The organism is Burkholderia sp. AU45274 (assembly GCF_030482505.1).
Classification (GTDB): domain Bacteria; phylum Pseudomonadota; class Gammaproteobacteria; order Burkholderiales; family Burkholderiaceae; genus Burkholderia.
Genome location: NZ_JAUJQE010000010.1, coordinates 118,070 through 135,161, shown reverse-complemented (window position 1 = coordinate 135,161; position 17,092 = coordinate 118,070). Strand labels below are relative to the sequence as shown.

The 17,092-nt window shown below is 69.4% G+C and carries 11 protein-coding genes; 5 read left to right on the top strand and 6 right to left on the bottom strand.

Annotated features, from left to right (window positions below; all coding sequences use genetic code 11):
- Positions 1-10: 10 nt before the first annotated feature.
- Entirely contained in the window at positions 11-556 is a 546-nt protein-coding gene (gene grpE / locus QZM35_RS29510; RefSeq protein WP_089424554.1) for a nucleotide exchange factor GrpE, read from the bottom strand.
- Positions 557-911: 355 nt separating this feature from the next.
- Here grpE and QZM35_RS29505 point away from each other — a divergent pair, with 355 nt between their 5' ends.
- A complete protein-coding gene (locus tag QZM35_RS29505; protein WP_006476841.1) occupies positions 912-1,073 on the top strand; it encodes a hypothetical protein in 162 nt (53 codons plus the stop codon).
- Here the strand turns inward: QZM35_RS29505 and QZM35_RS29500 are convergent.
- The 3 genes from QZM35_RS29500 to hrcA all read right to left on the bottom strand — a co-directional run bounded on the left by QZM35_RS29500 (position 1,045) and on the right by hrcA (position 3,692).
- Entirely contained in the window at positions 1,045-1,452 is a 408-nt protein-coding gene (locus QZM35_RS29500; RefSeq protein ID WP_011351021.1) for an RNA-binding S4 domain-containing protein, read from the bottom strand. The two genes, QZM35_RS29505 and QZM35_RS29500, sit on opposite strands and share 29 nt — an antisense overlap.
- Before the next feature lie 5 nt (positions 1,453-1,457).
- On the bottom strand, positions 1,458-2,522 hold the full coding sequence (gene hemH, locus QZM35_RS29495; RefSeq protein WP_089472185.1) for a ferrochelatase: 1,065 nt from the start codon (positions 2,520-2,522) through the stop codon (positions 1,458-1,460).
- 147 nt (positions 2,523-2,669) lie between these two features.
- Positions 2,670-3,692 (bottom strand): heat-inducible transcriptional repressor HrcA, encoded by a 1,023-nt coding sequence (gene hrcA, locus QZM35_RS29490; protein ID WP_031399637.1) that lies wholly within the window; start codon positions 3,690-3,692, stop codon positions 2,670-2,672.
- A gap of 131 nt (positions 3,693-3,823) precedes the next feature.
- Here hrcA and QZM35_RS29485 point away from each other — a divergent pair, with 131 nt between their 5' ends.
- Positions 3,824-4,726 carry an NAD kinase gene (locus QZM35_RS29485; RefSeq protein ID WP_089424551.1) on the top strand — a complete coding sequence of 301 codons (903 nt, stop codon included), beginning with the start codon at positions 3,824-3,826 and terminating at the stop codon, positions 4,724-4,726.
- Between the two features lie 19 nt (positions 4,727-4,745).
- Complete coding sequence (gene recN, locus QZM35_RS29480; protein ID WP_089424550.1) at positions 4,746-6,395, top strand: DNA repair protein RecN; 1,650 nt, start codon at positions 4,746-4,748, stop codon at positions 6,393-6,395.
- A 192-nt stretch (positions 6,396-6,587) separates the two neighbouring features.
- Here recN and QZM35_RS29475 read toward each other — a convergent pair whose 3' ends face one another.
- Both QZM35_RS29475 and glnE read right to left on the bottom strand, forming a co-directional pair.
- Positions 6,588-8,831: a carbohydrate-binding protein gene (locus tag QZM35_RS29475; RefSeq protein ID WP_256976534.1), complete on the bottom strand. Its 2,244-nt coding sequence runs from the start codon at positions 8,829-8,831 to the stop codon at positions 6,588-6,590.
- 137 nt (positions 8,832-8,968) lie between these two features.
- Positions 8,969-11,758 (bottom strand): bifunctional [glutamate--ammonia ligase]-adenylyl-L-tyrosine phosphorylase/[glutamate--ammonia-ligase] adenylyltransferase, encoded by a 2,790-nt coding sequence (gene glnE, locus QZM35_RS29470; RefSeq protein WP_089425847.1) that lies wholly within the window; start codon positions 11,756-11,758, stop codon positions 8,969-8,971.
- A gap of 226 nt (positions 11,759-11,984) precedes the next feature.
- Here glnE and QZM35_RS29465 point away from each other — a divergent pair, with 226 nt between their 5' ends.
- Positions 11,985-16,184: a YhdP family protein gene (locus tag QZM35_RS29465; RefSeq protein ID WP_301777348.1), complete on the top strand. Its 4,200-nt coding sequence runs from the start codon at positions 11,985-11,987 to the stop codon at positions 16,182-16,184.
- Between the two features lie 63 nt (positions 16,185-16,247).
- A complete protein-coding gene (locus QZM35_RS29460; protein WP_301777347.1) occupies positions 16,248-17,075 on the top strand; it encodes a carbon-nitrogen hydrolase family protein in 828 nt (275 codons plus the stop codon).
- The last annotated feature ends 17 nt before the right edge of the window (positions 17,076-17,092 follow it).

Here is a 17,092-nt window from a genome sequence, read left to right as displayed (position 1 = left end):
CGCGACGGCCTTACTTCGGCTGCGCGACGGTGACGAGCGCCGGACGCAGCACGCGGTCGGCGATCATGTAGCCCTTTTGCAGCACGGTGACGACGGTGTTCGGCTCCTGGTCGGCCGGCACCATCGAAATGGCCTGGTGCTGGTGCGGATCGAACTTCTCGCCAACCGGGTTCAGCGCGACGACGCGGCCCTTCTCGAGCGCGCTCGTCAGCTGGCGCAGCGTCAGCTCGACGCCTTCGCGCACCTTCGCGATATCGCCGGACGTATCGTTGACGGCCGCTTCCAGGCTGTCCAGCACGGGCAGCAGGTGCTCCGCAAAGCTCTCGATCGCGAACTTGTGCGCCTTCGAGACGTCGTCCTGCGCGCGGCGGCGGACGTTCTCGGTTTCGGCCTTCGCCCGCAGGAAGCTCTCCTGCAGCTCGGCGACCTTGGCTTGAGCCTCCGCGAGCGCCGCGTCGGCTGCTTCGGCGGCGGGAGCAGCGCCTTGCGCCGCCTGCTTCTCGCTGCCGATCTCTTCGGCCGATTGGGATGCCGGGTTCTCTTGCGTGTTTTCCATGTCGCTGAAAGTCGATTAGAGGTTGAAGCCAAATCGGCAACCGCCGGACCGTATATCCGGTGGCACCGCACATTGCTGGTGCAAATAAGGGTGAAAACGACGATTTCAAGAGGGTTATTCGCCGGCATTCTCCAATACCGCGAAACAACCGCGCGTCACGCCGGGGCATCGGCCGCATAGTCCGCCAGATCGGGCGAAACGGCCGGTAACAACGCTTACCTGGCAAGTACTAGCTTGGCACAGGCCCGCTGCACTACACTCCACTCAAGCGTCGGAAAAGCGTGTTTACCCCTAGCTGACTGACGCCTGACATCCACCTGGCGCCGTTTTCACCCTTCTTCTCGAGGGGAGTACCATGAAACTGACGTTTGCGATCTCGGTGGTCGCGCTGGTACTCATTGCCGGCACCACCACCATCTGCCTGTCGGGAGCCGTCACCGACCGCACGACCGAATACGGAAGCGCGCGGGCGACGTTCGACCAGATGTTCAGCTCCCACCAGAAAATCTGTCGATGATGCGCCGGTCGCGCTTCGTCGGCCGGCCGTGCAATTCGGCTGCCGGCTCGCGATACGTGCGGCGCCGCTCCAGTTCGGCGAGCCGCGCGGCCCGCCCCGCTTCCGTCTCCGCGTAAAGCGTCTGCGCGACGCTCGCCGGCCCGCGCACGTCGCACACGCCGAGCACGGCAATGTGCCAGACGATGCCGTCGATCGCAATCTCGACCTCGTCGCCCACCCGCACTTCCTTCGCCGGCTTGACCGCCGCGCCGCCAATCTTCACGTGCCCCTTGTCCACCGCATCGGTCGCGAGCGAGCGCGTCTTGAAGAACCGGGCCGCCCACAGCCATTTATCGATGCGCAGCTTCGCGCCCGGTTCGGTCGAAATCTTGTAATTCATCGCGCTCAACTCACCGTTTCGGGCTGCGCGGCCTTGACCGGCCAGCCCTGCAGATTCTCGGCGACGATCTCGCCGAGCGCGCCGATCCACGCGGACGCGCCATTCAGGCACGGAATCCGGTGGAACGCCTTGCCGCCGCCGGCGAGGAACTCGTCGCGCACTTCCATGCCGATCTCCTCGATCGTCTCCAGGCAATCGGCCGTGAAACCGGGACAGAACACGTCGGCCCGCCGCACGCCGGCCTCGCCGAACTCGCGCAGCGTCGGCGCGGTGTAAGGCTGCAGCCATTCGGCCTTGCCGAAACGCGACTGGAACGTGACGCGGCATTCGGTCGTCGACAGCCCGAGCGCGGCCATCAGCAGCGCACCCGTCTGCTGGCACTGGTCGTGATAGGGATCGCCGAGGTCGAGCGTGCGCTTCGGCACGCCGTGAAAGCTCAGCACGAGCTTGTCGCCGGCCGCGAAATCGGGCCGGCCGTGCTGCGCCCAATACTGGCGCACCTGCTCGGCCAGCGCATGGATATAGGCCGGATGGTCGGCGTAGTGCCGTACCGTGCGCACCTCGGGCTGATTGCGCATGCGCGCGAGCGCGTCGAAGGCGGCGTCGAACGCCGTGGCGGTGGTCGACGCCGAGTATTGCGGATACATCGGCATCAGCAGCACGCGCTCGACGCCCGCCCGCTTGAACTGCGCGAGCGCGTGCGAAATGTTCGGGCTGCCGTAGCGCATCGCGTAGTCGACCATCACGTGATAGCCGTTCGACGTGAGCAGGTGCCGCACGCTGTCGGTCTGGCGCTCCGTGTACACGCGCAGCGGCGAGCCCTCGGGCATCCAGACCGCCGCGTATTTCTTCGCGGACGCGCGGCCGCGCAGCGGCAGGATCAACGTGCGCAGCAGCACCTGCCAGACGGCCTGCGGAATCTCGACGACCCGCGGATCCGACAGGAATTCGGCCAGGTAGCGCCGCACCGCGCGCGGTGTCGGGGCGTCGGGCGTGCCGAGATTGATCAGCAGCACACCGATGCGATGGGCAGCCGCGGTGCTCGAAGGCGGCTCAAGATCGAAACGCATGGGCAATTACGTGCTCGGGGCACGGGACCGGACGGCTCTCAATTATAGCGGGCCGCTCCGCGCCGGTCGGCTGGCCGTTCGGCCGACTGCCGGCACACGCGGTGCCGCGGCACGATGACGGGGCAGGATCGGGCCGGCGACGGCAGGCTACTGCTGGCTCAGCGTGAGCGACAGCAGGCGCGCGGTGATGTCGACGATCGGTATCACGCGGTTGTACGCCATGCGGGTCGGGCCGATCACGCCGAGCGTGCCGACGATCTGCCCGTTCACCTCGTAAGGCGCGGTAACGACGCTCATTTCCTCGATCGGCACGAGCGTCGATTCGCCGCCAATGAAGATCTGCACGCCCTGGGCGTGGCTCGACACGTCGAGCAGTTGCAGGAGGCCCGTCTTTTGGTCGAATACGTCGAACAGCTTGCGCAGTCGCGCCATGTCGGACGAGAGATCCGCCACTTCGAGCAGGTTGCGCTCGCCGGAAATCAGCACGGTGTCCTCGGTGTCGGGCACCTCGGTGCTGGCCGTCACGGCGGCGTGCATCAGCGCGGTCATGTCGCCGCGCAACTGGTCGATCTCGTCGCGCAGGCGGCGGCGCACCTCGTCGAACGACAGGCCGGCGAAATGCGCGTTGATGTAGTTGGACGCCTCCGTCAGTTGCGACGGCGAGTAATCGCGCGGCGTCGCGAGCATCCGGTTCTGCACGTCGCCTTCGGGCGTGACGATGATCAGCAGGATGCGCTTGTCCGACAGGCGCATGAACTCGATCTGCTTGAACACGTGGCTGCGGCGCGGCGTCAGCACCACGCCCGCGAACTGCGACAGGTTCGACAGCACGCTCGCGGCGGCCGCCACGACCCGCTGCTGCGGCTCGCCCGCCTGCAGCGTGTTCTGCACCTGCCGCGCGACGGCTTCGGCGTCGATCGGCGCCTCGACCGTCAGCATCGTGTCGACGAACAGCCGGTAGCCGCGCGGCGTCGGCACGCGGCCGGCCGACGTGTGCGGGCTCGACACGAGGCCGAGCTCCTCCAGGTCGGACATCACGTTGCGGATCGTTGCCGGGCTCAGCTCGAGCCCGGAGTAACGGGACAACGTGCGCGATCCGACTGGCTGACCGTCGGCGATATACCGTTCGATCAGGGTTTTCAGGAGGGTTCGTGCGCGAGGATCTAGCATGGTGGAAAATTTTAGCGCAACCGCGCGACCGCGGCGAGTGGCGTCGGCTACCGTTGCGCGGGCCGGCCCGATCCGGCCCCGACCGCGCACAGCCGGTTCTTTTCGTCAACGAGCTATGGTGTAATGCCGGCATGAAAACCGGTAATCAGTTCAACACTGTCGCGCTCGTCGGCCGGAGCAACACGCCGAACATCGCCGAGCCGCTCGCCACGCTGGCCGCCTGCGTCGCCAAGCGGGGCTTCGAGGTCGTCTTCGAAGCCGAGACCGCGCGCGAGATCGGCATCACCGGCTACCCGGCGCTGACCCCGGCCGAAATCGGGGCGCGTGCCGATGTGGCGGTCGTGCTGGGCGGCGACGGGACGATGCTCGGCATCGGCCGTCAGCTCGCGCCGTACAAGACACCGCTGATCGGGATCAACCACGGGCGGCTCGGCTTCATCACCGATATCGCGGCGGCCGACATGCAGGCGCTCGTCCCGGTGATCCTGTCGGGCAAGTTCGAACGCGAGGAGCGCGCGCTGCTCGAGGCCCGGATCATGCGCGACGGCGAACCGATCTACCACGCGCTCGCCTTCAACGACGTCGTCGTGAACCGCAGCGGCTTCTCCGGAATGGTCGAGCTGCGCGCATCGGTCGACGGCCGGTACATGTACAACCAGCGTTCGGACGGCCTGATCGTCGCCACGCCGACCGGCTCGACCGCTTACGCGCTGTCGTCGGCCGGCCCGATCCTCCATCCGCAGCTGGCAGGCATCGTGCTCGTGCCGATCGCGCCGCACGCGCTGTCGAACCGGCCGATCGTGCTGCCCGACGATTCGAAAATCGCGATCCAGATCGTCGGCGGGCGCGACGTCAACGTGAACTTCGACATGCAGTCGTTCACCGCGCTCGAACTGAACGACACGATCGAGGTGCGCCGCTCGAAGCACACGGTGCCGTTCCTGCACCCGATCGGCTACAGCTACTACGCGACGCTGCGCAAGAAGCTGCACTGGAACGAACACGCCTCGAACGAAGACGACAAGGCGTCCTGACGCCGCTCTGCCCGACACCATGCTCCGCCACCTCTCGATCCGCGACTTCGTCATCGTCGCCGCGCTCGATCTCGAATTCGACAGCGGCTTTTCCGTGTTTTCCGGTGAAACCGGCGCCGGGAAATCGATCCTGATCGACGCCCTCGCCCTCGCGCTCGGCGAACGTGCCGACGCGAGCGTCGTGCGCACCGGCTGCAGCCGCGCCGACATCACCGCCGAATTCACGCCGCACGACCGCGTCGCGCGCTGGCTCGACGAACACGCGTTCGACACCGAGGACACCGTGATGCTGCGCCGCGTGATCGATGCGAACGGCCGGTCGCGCGCGTTCATCAACGGCACCAGCGCGACGCTCGCGCAGCTGCGCGAGCTCGGCGAGATGCTCGTGGACATCCACGGCCAGCATGCGCACCAGCTGCTGATGCGGCCCGACGCGCAGCGCGAGCTGTTCGATACGCACGCGGGGCTCGTCGCCGATGCCGCGAACGTCGCGCGCGCATGGCGCGTGTGGCGCGACGCGACGCAGGCGATCGACGCTGCAAAAGCGCACGAGCGCGAGCTGCAGCTCGAGCGCGAAAAGCTCGCCTGGCAGCTCGCCGAACTCGACAAGCTCGCGCCGCAGCCCGGCGAATGGGACGAAGTCAGCAACGAACACAAGCGCCTGTCGCATTCGGCGAACCTGATCGAAGGCGTGCGCGGTGCGCTCAACGCGCTGTCGGAGTCCGACGACGCGATGCTCGCGCAGCTCGGCGCGATCGTGTCGAAGCTGCGCAGCCTCGCCGACTACGACACCTCGCTCGGCGACGCGCTCGCGTCGCTCGAACCGGCCGAGATCCAGTTGCAGGAAGCCGTCTATTCGCTGCAGCACTATGCGCAGCGCGTCGATCTCGATCCCGAACGGCTCGCGCAGGTCGAAACGCGTCTCGATGCGCTGCACTCGACCGCCCGCAAGTTCCGCTTGCCGCCCGACACGCTGCACGAAGAACACGCGGCACGCCGCGCGCAGCTCGCCGCACTCGATGCGGCGGCCGATCTCGGCGCGCTCGTGGCGGCGCAGGCCAAGGCGCGGGAAGCCTATCTCGCCGACGCCAAACACCTGTCCAAGGCACGCGCGCAGGCCGCCAAGGCGCTCGGCACGGCCGTCACGGCCGGCATGCAGGAACTGTCGATGGCGGGCGGGAGCTTCGAAGTCGCGCTCGTGCCGCTCGCCGACGGCGGCCCGCACGGGCTCGAGCAGGTCGAATTCCGGGTCGCCGGGCACCCCGGCGTGCCGCTGCGGCCGCTCGCGAAGGTGGCGTCGGGCGGCGAGCTCGCGCGGATCAGCCTCGCGCTCGCGGTGATCGCCAGCGCGGCAAGCCCGACGCCGACGCTGATCTTCGACGAAGTCGATACGGGGATCGGCGGCGGCGTCGCCGAAGTGGTCGGCCGCCTGCTGCACCAGCTCGGGCGCGATCGCCAGGTGCTGTGCGTGACGCACCTGCCGCAGGTCGCCGCGCGCGGTGATCACCACTACCAGGTCGCAAAAGGCGCCGACGACCGTGGCGGCACGGTGTCGACCGTCGTCGCGCTCGACCGCGCCAACCGCATCGAGGAAGTCGCGCGGATGCTCGGCGGGCTCGAGATCACGGCGACCACGCGCAAACACGCGAAGGAAATGCTCGCCGCATAAGGCACGGATACGCGGGAATGCACGCTCAGCCAACGTGAAAACGTAAAAAAGGCCGTTCCGGGTAATACCGGAGCGGCCTTTTGATGGGTTCCGACGTATCCGACGCGCTTCGCGGCACGGCGAACTGACCGGGTGGCACCAGATCGAACGGCACGCGCCAGCGCGGTCGCCCGCGCCGGCGCCTCGCCGTGCCTACTTGCCCTTGCACGTCGCGTGCATGTTCGCGACACCCTTCTCGCGCCACGCGCCCCACTCACCGCCCGTCCCCGGCACATCGCCGAGCACCCACCAGCCGTTGAGCCAGGTCTTGCCGGCGTGGCTGACCTCGTGGCACGGCGTCGCGTAGGTCTTCTTCTTGTCCCAGGCAGGCGCGCCCGTGGCCACGTCGGCACGCACCATGACGCCATGCGTCGCCACCGCACTGCGGTTCTGCGCATCGGTCACGGTCAGCTTCACGTCGTAGCGCTGCGCCTGCGTCGCCTTCGGCGCAACGAACGATGCATTCGCACCCTGCTGGTCGATCGCGAGTCCTGCCGGCGCGGTCCACGCATACTTCAGCCCCTTGCCGGTCGACGCCGCGCCGGACAACGCGACGGTCGCGCCACCGTCGACCGTCGCCGGCCCGCTGATCGCGGCCCGCGGCGGCGGGACGATTTCCTGCGCCTTCACCTTGACGACATGCGACGCCTGCGCCGTGTAGCCCTTGTCGTTGGTCACGGTCAGATCGAAGGCGTAATCGCGGTCCCGTTCGAACGCGGGCGCAACGAACTTCAGTTCCGCGCCGTTCGGTTTCGCATCGATGCCGGCCGGGGCCGTCCACGCATGGCGCAACTGCTCGCCGACCGACGATGCGCCCGACAACACAACCGTCGCGCCCGCGTTCGCCTGTTGCGGGCCGATGACGGCCGCCTGCGGCAGCAGCACCCCGTCGTTCTTCACCTCGACCACCGCGCCGTTCGGCCCGACCGACTTGACGGTGACGATCTTGCCCGACAGCGTGTCGTGCAACGCATGACCCGGCATCAGCGGCGCGTCCTTCATGCCCTGCGCGCTGCCCGGCGTCGCATCGACCAGCGTATTGGTCAGCACATTGCCGGCGTGTGCGACGGTTCGCACGATCACGCCATTGACGAACGGGTCGTCGGACTTCCAGTTGTCGAAGCCGGGCTGCGGCTGGCGAAACTCGAGCCACAGCGTCGAGCCGTCGGCGCGCGCCAGACGGTACGCCTTCGCACCCGACGCTTTGCCCCACAGCGGCGCGAGTTGGTACGTGCCCTCGCCCCTGATCTCGGGTACGTCGGCTTCGGTCAGCCAGCCTCTGAGCAACTGGTAGCTCGCCGGATACAAACGCCGTCCACCGCCGCCCATCGTGTCGGACGGATCGTCGACCCCGCCCGCGCGACACGCGCTGCCTACTTCGACCGTGCCGCCCGGCGTCGGGCAGTTGACGAGCGAGCCCGGATGCCGCGCGCCGAGGCTGTGACCGAATTCGTGGGACCACATCCAGTAACCCTGGCCGCTCGCGTTCGACAGGATCCAGTTGCCGGGAACCGCCGCCAGGCCGGCCCAGTTGCAGCTGCTCATTTTCGGCAGTTCGACGAACAGGTAGTCGAACTTGTCCGGGTTCACGCCGCGGGCGAACGCCGCGCTGCGCGCCGCCGCGCGAATCGCGCCGGAATCGCAACTGGCCGGACGGTCGCCCAGGTTGACGCTGTCGAGCGTCTGACCGTGCAACGTCAGCTTGCCGTGCGACGCGACCTCGACATAACGCCGCAGCGACGAATAGTCGTCGCCGTCGCCGAACACCGCCTTGCGCACCACTTCGCTATCGGACGGTTGCGAGTCGTTGAAGTGCGTCACCATCAGCAACGCCGACTTGTCGCCGAGCAGCGGGCGCTGCGACGGCGCGATCGATGCGGACGACCGCCAGACCGACGCCGGCTGGCCGCGCAGGTTCTGCATCGCGACGCCGGCGCTCCCTTCCCGCGGCGCCAGCACTTCGTTGGATCGGCCGGTGTTGACCCGGTACCGGTTGCCGAACGACACGCGGCCGTCGATGCCGATGTCCGCTCGCCAGTCGCGCATCGTCTGGTCGCCCTCGCTGCAGACGCCGACCGACACGCGCCCCATGCCGTTGTCGCCGGTGGCCGAATGCAGGCACATCTTCGTGCCGCGCGCCGCGCTCGCGCCGGCGTTGATGATGCGCTGGAAGCCGTCGCGCGGCTCGAAGGTCCAGTCCTGCGCGGCGCTGCCGTCGCATGCCGCGAACACGGCCGCGTTGTCGGCCGGCTGCCAGGCCAGGCACTGGCCATCGCCACGCGACAGGTTCTTCAGCGGGGTGGAAGCCGTTTCCGCTGCACCAGCGGAAACGGAGAACAGTCCAGCGACGGCCGCGGACAGCGCCGTCGTGGCAAGAGAGTAGCGGATAGGTTTCAAGATGAGTCGAGATCGCTGGTGGCGCACACGGCACCGGTTGAACGGAAAGCCGGATTCTTCCGATACCCGCCCTTCCGCTCAAACAATCTCAAACGAATCTCAATGCCGGCCGCTGCCGCGCGCCCGGCGTGCCGCGGTCAGATTCCGCCGAACACGCGCTCCCACAGCGCCGTCACGGCCGCCCGCTCGTCGGCCACCACGGCCGGATCGACCCGCGCCTTCTCCATCCCGTCGAGCCGCAGCTTGTGCTGCAGCTTCCGGTACTTGCGGTACGCCGCGCCGACGCGCTCGGCCTCGTCCTCACCCATCAGCCCGAAGCGCGCGACCTCGCGCAGCAGCGCGATGTTGCCCGTGTTGCGGATCAGCTCGGCATCGCTCGACGCGTGCAGCAGCACCCAGTACTGGACGATGAACTCGATGTCGACCATCCCGCCGCGATCGTGCTTCAGGTCGAACAGCTCGGTCTGGTTCGGGTGGCCGGCGAACACCTTGCCGCGCATGTCGACGATTTCCTTCGCGAGCACGCCGCCGTCGCGCGGCGTCGTCAGCACCTGCTGGCGAATCGCCTCGAAGTCCGCGCCGATCTGCGCGTCGCCCGCGCTGTAGCGGGCCCGCGTGAGCGCCTGATGCTCCCAGACCCACGCGGTATTCGCGGCGTCGCCCTCGCGCAGCTGGTAGCGGCGGAACGCGTCGAGATCGGTGACGAGCAGCCCGGCCTCGCCGTTCGGCCGCAGCCGCAGGTCGATGTCGAACAGCGCGCCCGCCCCGGTCGCCGTGGTGAGCCACGTGATCAGGCGCCGCGTGAAGGTCGTGTAGACGTCCGCCGAACGCTCGTCGGCGTCGTCGTACAGGAAGATCAGGTCGAGATCCGATGCGTAGCCGAGCTCCTTGCCGCCCAGCTTGCCGTACGCGATCACCGCGAACTTCGGCACGTCGCGATGGCGCTTCGCGAGCTGCGACCAGACGACTTCGATCGTCACGTCGAGCACCGCGTCGGCCAGCTCGGACAGCCGGTCGCTCACGTGCTCGACCGACAGTTGCCCGGCCAGGTCGATCAGCAGGATCCGGAACACCTCCGCGTGCTGCGCGTGCCGCAGCAGGTCCATCTGTTGCTCGGGGCCGTCGGCCGCGGCGAGGCGCGCGCGCAGCGCGTCCTTGAACGCGGGCCAGTCGAACGGGCTCGCGATCGCCTCGTCGTCGAGCAGTTCGTCGAGCAGTTGCGGATGGCGGATCAGGTAGCCGCCGCCCCAGCGCGTCGCACCGAGCACCGACAGCACGCGGTCGAGCGCGGCCGGATATTCGGTCAGCAGCGCGAGATAGACACCGCGCCGGCTGACCGTCTCGAGCAGGTCGAACAGGCGCACGATCGTGTCGTCGCGGCGCGCGGCGTCGATGTTCGGCGCGGCGTCGAGCGCCCGCTGCGCGACGCTGTCGAAGCGCTGCCGGCTCTTTTCCGGTAGGCCCGTGTAGCGCGACGACTGCCAGATCGCGCGCAGCCGGGCGAGCACGGTGGCCGGATCCGTAAAACCGAGGCCGTCGAGACGCGCGACCAGCGCGTCGTCCTCGCCGTCGTCGGCCAGCGCGCCGCTCCAGATCCACGCGGCGGCCGTGTCGTCGCCGGCCCCGCAGGGCGCGCCGCTCGCCTTGTCGGCAAAAATCTGGTCAAACTGCGCTTCGACGAACGTGCGGTGGCCGTCCAGCACCGTCATCAGCGCCGCATAGTCGGCGAAGCCCAGCGACGCGGCCAGCGCCGCGCGCTCGTCCGGCTCGACCGGCATCGCGTGCGTCTGCGCGTCGTTGCGGTACTGCAGACGGTGCTCGAGCGTGCGCAGGAAGTTGTAGGCCTCGGTCAGGCGCGCACGCACATCCTCGCCGATCAGCCCGCGCGCCTGCGCATGGCGCAGCACCGCAAGCGTCGGCCGCACGCGGAATTCCGCATCCTGGCCGCCGCGGATCAGCTGGAACACCTGGGCACTGAATTCGATCTCGCGGATCCCGCCGCGCCCGAGCTTGATGTCGTCGGCCTTGTCGGGCCGCATCGACGCGCGGCGCGCGGCTTCCTGCCGGATCTGCTGGTGCAGCGAGCGGATCGCGCCGATCACGCCGAAGTCGAGGTAGCGGCGGTACACGAACGGCTTGACGAGCGACTCGAGTTGCGACGCCAGCCGTTGCGCCGCGTCGCTGTCGCCTTCCGACACGAGCCGCCCCTTGATCCACGCATAGCGCTCCCACTCGCGCCCCTGTACGTAGAAATACTCCTCGAGCATGCCGAGGCTGCAGACGAGCGGCCCCGAATCGCCGTTCGGACGCAGCCGCATGTCGACGCGAAACACGTAGCCGTCGGCCGTGACTTCCGACAACACGCCGATCAGCCGCCGGCCGAGCCGCGTGAAGTATTCCTGCGTGGACAGCGGCGAACGCGCGCCGCCGGTCGTCTCGCCGTCGTCCTCGTAGACGAAGATCAGGTCGATGTCCGACGACACGTTCAGCTCGCGGCCGCCAAGCTTGCCCATCCCGACCACGCCGAGCACGACGCGCTGGCCGTCGGCGCCGCGCGGCTCGCCGTACAGCGCCTCGAGCTCGGCCGACAGCAGCGCGAGCGAGCGCTGCACGGCCACTTCCGCGAGATCGGTCATCGCGCCCGTCACCTCGGCGACGTCCGCCAGCCCGCGCAGGTCGCGCTCCGCCACCGCGCCGAATGCCTCGGCGCGCAGTTGCCGCAGCGCGCGCTTCAGGTGCTCCTCGGTCGGCGCGGCGGCGCCGGCCGGCGTTGCCAGCAGTTCGGTGAGGCGCGCGTCGAGCTGCGCGCGACCGAGCGGCGCGGCCGCCCACGCGGCGACCTGGTCGACGAGCGCGGGTCGCGCGGCGGCCGCGCGGGCCAGGTAACGGGAATAGGACGTGCTGATCAGGGCGGAAGCGTCGGTCATCGAGAAGCGGGCCTGGCGGAACGGCCGGCCGGCACGGGAACGCATGCGCGCCCCACTCCCGACCGGCTCCATGGACTCGGCGCGGCATCGCGGGGCGGGTACGCCCGTCGCGAAACCGCGCGCCGGAAAGCCCGTGCCGCGCTGCCGCATCGGCCGCCGGCACGAACCCGTGTGATACATTTCAACGTCAGTCTGCAAAACTACCATATCGCCGCCCGTCCGCCGCATGTCCGACCGTCAGGAATCCGCCGTAGCTGCGCCCGAAGCGGGACCTCCGAAGCACGATCATCCGGTCTTGCGTCGCGTGTTCAGGGTGACGCTGGCAGTCGGGATCGGCACCTACTTCATCGCGTCCGGCACCTTCCTCGGGCTGCGCTACGTCCTGCTGCCCCGCATCGACGAATTCCGTCCGCGCATCGAACGCGCGGTGTCCGACAAGCTCCACGCGCAGCTTTCAATCGGCAAGCTTTCCCCGAACTGGTCCGGCATGCAGCCGGGCGTCGAACTCACGAACCTGACGATCCGCGGCCATGACGGCAAGGTCGCGCTGTCGGTGCCGCATGCGACGGCCGCGCTGTCGTGGATGTCGCTGCTGAGGCTGTCGCCCGCGCTGTCGAGCCTGATCGTCGACCAGCCCGACCTGGTCGTCGCGCGGGCGGCCGACGGCTCGCTGAGCATCGCGGGCGTCGGCGTGGCGACCACCCACGGTGGCAACGACACGTTCGGCACGTGGCTGCTGAAACAGGAGGCGATCGTGCTGCGCGGCGGCACGCTGCGCTGGCGCGACGCGCAGCATGACGCGCCGGAGCTCGTGCTGTCGGGCATCCGGCTCGCGGTGCTCAATGCCGGCCGCGTGCACAAGGCCGCGCTGCAGGCGCCCGCGAACGGCACGCTGCTGCTCGGCCCGCTCGACTTCCGTGCGCGCTTCAAGCACAAGCCGCTCGCGCCGGTCGGCAAGCCGGCGAACTGGACGGGCGACGCGTACCTGTCGACGGGCCCGGTCGACCTGCAGACGCTGGCGCGCTACCTCGACATGCCGCTCACGATCCACGCGGGCCGGATCGACAACGCGATCTGGGCCACCTTCGGCGACGGCCACCTGCATTCGGCGGGCGGCGACCTGCAAGGCGCGGACGTCGCGCTGCGCGTGCGCCCGACGCAGCCGCGGCTCGACGTGCCGACGGTCGGCTTCGGCTGGGACATGCAGCTCGACGCCGGCCACGACTACACGCTGCACCTGACACGCTTCAACGCGGAGCTCGGCCAGCCGCCGCTGCCGGACGGCACGCCGCTCGCCCGCTCGCTCGCGCTGTCGACGCTGACGGCCCGCTACCGCGTGCCGACCGCGAACCAGGGGCAGTTGTTGAGCGTCGTCGGCGACCGCGTCGATCTCGGCATCCTCAGCGAGTTCATCCGCGGGCTGCCGCTGCCGGCACGCCTGCGCAACGAGCTGATCAAGCTTGACCCGCGCGGGATGGTGTCGAACTATCACATCGAGGTCGAGCGCGCGAAACCCGCGCATGCCGACCTCGCCGACGAGGAGCGGCGCACGGGCGCCGCGCCGATCGTGCGCTACCGCTTCCTCGGCGATCTCCAGGGCATCAGCTTCGCCGCGCAGGAGCCGCCGCCCGGGCTCTCGCCGCGCGGCCACCCGCGCGCCGGCTGGCCGGGTGTCGAGAACCTGTGGGGCCGCGTCGACGCGAACGAGACGGGCGGCTCCGCGCATTTCGACACGGTCAACGCGGCCGTCACGGTGCCCGGCGAATTCGACGAGCCGCGCCTGACGTTCGACCGGCTGCGCGGCAATGCGAAATGGACGATCACGCCCGCGCCCGGCGAGAAGCACGCGCGCGTCGACGTATCGCTGCCCGACCTGCTCGTCTCGAACCCCGATGCCGAAATCGCGGTGTCGGGCTCGTACGCGAACCCCGGCCACGGCCGCGGCACGCTCGACCTGCGCGCCGATTTCGCCCGCGCGTCGGTGGCGCGCATCCCGCGCTACCTGCCGACCGGGATGTCCGAACACCTGCGCGACTATCTCGGCCACGCGCTGCAGGACGGCCAGGTGACCAAGGGCGCGTCGATCGTCGCCCGTGGGCCGCTCGAGAAATTCCCGTTCGAACACGAGCCGGACGCCGGCGTGTTCCACATCGTCGCGCCGTTCACCGGCGGCCGGTTCGAACCGACGCCGTACCCGCCGCGCAAGCTCGCGAACGGCACGCCGAGCGTCTGGCCGGCGCTCGACGGGATCGACGGCGTATTCGAACTCGCGCAGAACAAGCTGCGCTTCGACATCCACCGCGCACACTACAAGCGCGTCGCGCTGACGAAGGTCGCCGGCCGCATCGACGATCTCGGCAATCCGACCCACTCGCCGCTCATCATCGACGGCCATGCGCAGGGCCCGCTCGCCGACCTGATCGACTACGCGGACAACAGCTCACTCGGCACGATGAGCGGACATATCGGCCAGCGGATCGATGCGCAGGGCCCCGCGTCGCTCGGGCTCAAGATCACGATTCCGCAGCACGTCGCGCATCCGCACACGCACGTCGAAGGCGCGCTCGCATTCGGCGGCAACACGCTGACGACCAGCGGCGTGCCGCCGCTGTCCGCACTGCGCGGCAGTGTCCGGTTCACCGAGGCCGGCGCGTCGCTGCACGAACTGTCGGGGCGCTTCCTCGGCGGCCCGGTGCGCGCGAACGGCAACTTCCAGTCGCACGGGCCGTACACGGTGGACGTCGACGGCCGGCTCGCACTCGACGCCGCGCGCGGCCTGAACCTGCACGGCCCGGCCGCCGCGCTGCTCGAGCACGTGGTCGGCGACGCGCCGTACAAGGTCGCCGTGCGCGGCGCGCCGGGCCGCCTGCCCGACATCAGCGCGCGTTCCGACCTGACCGGCGTCGCGCTGAATTTCCCCGCGCCGTTCGCGAAGGCGGCCGGCACGCCGATGCCGTTCAGCTTCACGCTGCAGCCGGCGCCGCAGGCGGACGGCAAGCGTCTCGAGCACGCCGACCTGACGCTCGGCCCCGTATCCGCGACCTACCTGCTCGACGCGACGCGCGGCCAGCCGCTGCGCGCGGTGCGCGGCGCGATGGGCATTCACCGGATGCCCGACATGCCGCAGGACGGCGTGAGCGCGGCCGTCGACGTCAACGAACTGGACGCCGACGCGTGGCTTGCGCTGGCCCATACGCTGAAGTCCGACACGCCGCGCGCGCCGGAGCCGCAGGCCGCGCCGCGCGTCGATTTCGCAAGCTTCGCGCCGAAGCGTTTCGCGCTCCACTTCGGCACGCTGAAGCTGCTCAAGCGCAACTGGGAAAACGTGATCATCGGCGCGTCTCACGTCGACGAGCTGTGGCAGGCGAACATCGCGTCGAACCAGGTGTCGGGCTACCTGTCGTGGGCGCCGGGCGGCGGCCACAACGGCGCGGGCGTGTTGAACGCGCGGCTCGCGAAGCTCGTGGTGCCCGACAGCGCACAGCACGATCTCGTCGGCCGCGCGATGAACCTGCCGACGCCGACCGACCGCCCGATGCCGTCCATCGACCTGATCGTCGACCAGGTCGTCGCGCGCAACCACGACATCGGCCGCCTCGTCGTCAACGCGCGCAACATCGACGAAGCCGGCACGCCGGTCTGGCAGCTCGACAAGCTGGAACTGTCGAACCCGGACGCGAAGCTGACGGCGACCGGCAACTGGCGCACGTCGCGCCGCGCACTCGCCCGCGGCGCCGACGAGAGCGACGCACCGCGCCGCACCGTGTTCGACTTCAAGCTCGACATCGGCAACGCGGGCGCGCTGCTCGACCGCGTCGGCCTGCCGCGCACGCTCGCGGACGGCCATGGCTCGGTGACCGGCAAGGTCGGCTGGCGCGGCGGCCCGACCGCGCTCGACTTCCCGTCGCTCGGCGGCCAGATCGCGATCGATCTCGAACACGGCCAGATCCTGAAGGTCGACCCGGGCGCCGCGAAGCTGCTCGGCGTGCTGAGCCTGCAGAGCCTCGCGCGCTTCCTGACGCTGAATTTCCGCGACGTGATCGGCAAGGGGCTGCCGTTCGACAAGATCACCGGCACCGGCCAGATCTCGAACGGGATCGCCCGCACCGACGACTTCTCGATGATGACGGGGCCCGCGAACGTCTCCGTGCGCGGCGCGGTCGATCTCGGCGCCGAGACGCAGGACCTGCACGCGCACGTCGCACCGAAGATCAGCGCGGGCGCCGCCGCGATCGGCGCGGCCATCATCAACCCGCTGCTTGGCGTCGGCGTGCTGGCCGCGAACTACGCGCTGTCGGAAACGCTGTCGCGCGCGTTCGCGCTCGACTACGCGATCACCGGCTCGTGGGCGCACCCGCACATCGAGCGGGTGCGGGGCGATCAGGGTAAGATGAATCACGGTCCGGCCGATGCGGCGAATCATTGAGCCGCGCATCGAATCGCGCACGGTGCCGGGCCGCACCCCATTTATGACGCAACCGATCCTGCGATGACCGACCACACCCGTTCCGCCACGCCCTTCCAGGTCGCCGCGCTGCAGATGGTGAGCACGCCGGACATCGCGCGCAATCTCGCCGAAGCCCGCCGCCTGATCGCGGAAGCCGCCGGCGAAGGCGCGCAGCTCGTGCTGCTGCCCGAGTATTTCTGCTTCATGGGCCACCGCGACACCGACAAGCTCGCGCTCGCCGAACCCTACCAGGACGGCCCGATCCAGCGCTTCCTCGCGGACGCCGCGCGTCGCCACGGCGTCTGGGTGATCGGCGGCACGCTGCCGCTGAAGGCGCCGGAACCCGATCGCGTGCTCAACACGACGCTCGTGTTCGATCCGTCCGGCAACGAAGCCGCACGCTACGACAAGATCCACCTGTTCAACTTCGAGAAAGGCGACGAGTCGTTCGACGAGGCGCGCACGATCCGCGCGGGCGATACGGTCGTCGCGTTCGACGCGCCGTTCGGGCGGGTCGGCCTGTCGGTCTGTTACGATCTCCGCTTTCCGGAGCTGTATCGCAGGATGGGCGACTGCACGCTGATCGTCGTCCCGTCGGCGTTTACGTATACGACGGGCCGCGCGCACTGGGAAACGCTGCTGCGCGCGCGGGCCGTCGAGAACCAGTGCTACGTGCTCGCGGCCGCGCAAGGCGGCAAGCACGAGAACGGCCGGCGCACCTGGGGCCACAGCATGCTGATCGACCCGTGGGGCGAGATCGTCGCGGTCCGCGACGTGGGCGCCAGCGTCGTGCTCGGCGCGATCGATCCGCAACGCATCGCCGACGTGCGCCAGAGCCTGCCCGCGTGGCGGCACCGCGTGCTGACCTGAATCCGCCGCGCCGCTTG

Bases quoted from the DNA above. Each gene is read 5' to 3' on its own strand.
- grpE (WP_089424554.1), bottom strand. From the start codon at position 556: ATGGAAAACACGCAAGAGAACCCGGCATCCCAATCGGCCGAAGAGATC.
- QZM35_RS29505 (WP_006476841.1), top strand. From the start codon at position 912: ATGAAACTGACGTTTGCGATCTCGGTGGTCGCGCTGGTACTCATTGCC.
- QZM35_RS29500 (WP_011351021.1), bottom strand. From the start codon at position 1,452: ATGAATTACAAGATTTCGACCGAACCGGGCGCGAAGCTGCGCATCGAT.
- hemH (WP_089472185.1), bottom strand. From the start codon at position 2,522: ATGCGTTTCGATCTTGAGCCGCCTTCGAGCACCGCGGCTGCCCATCGC.
- hrcA (WP_031399637.1), bottom strand. From the start codon at position 3,692: ATGCTAGATCCTCGCGCACGAACCCTCCTGAAAACCCTGATCGAACGG.
- QZM35_RS29485 (WP_089424551.1), top strand. From the start codon at position 3,824: ATGAAAACCGGTAATCAGTTCAACACTGTCGCGCTCGTCGGCCGGAGC.
- recN (WP_089424550.1), top strand. From the start codon at position 4,746: ATGCTCCGCCACCTCTCGATCCGCGACTTCGTCATCGTCGCCGCGCTC.
- glnE (WP_089425847.1), bottom strand. From the start codon at position 11,758: ATGACCGACGCTTCCGCCCTGATCAGCACGTCCTATTCCCGTTACCTG.
- QZM35_RS29465 (WP_301777348.1), top strand. From the start codon at position 11,985: ATGTCCGACCGTCAGGAATCCGCCGTAGCTGCGCCCGAAGCGGGACCT.
- QZM35_RS29460 (WP_301777347.1), top strand. From the start codon at position 16,248: ATGACCGACCACACCCGTTCCGCCACGCCCTTCCAGGTCGCCGCGCTG.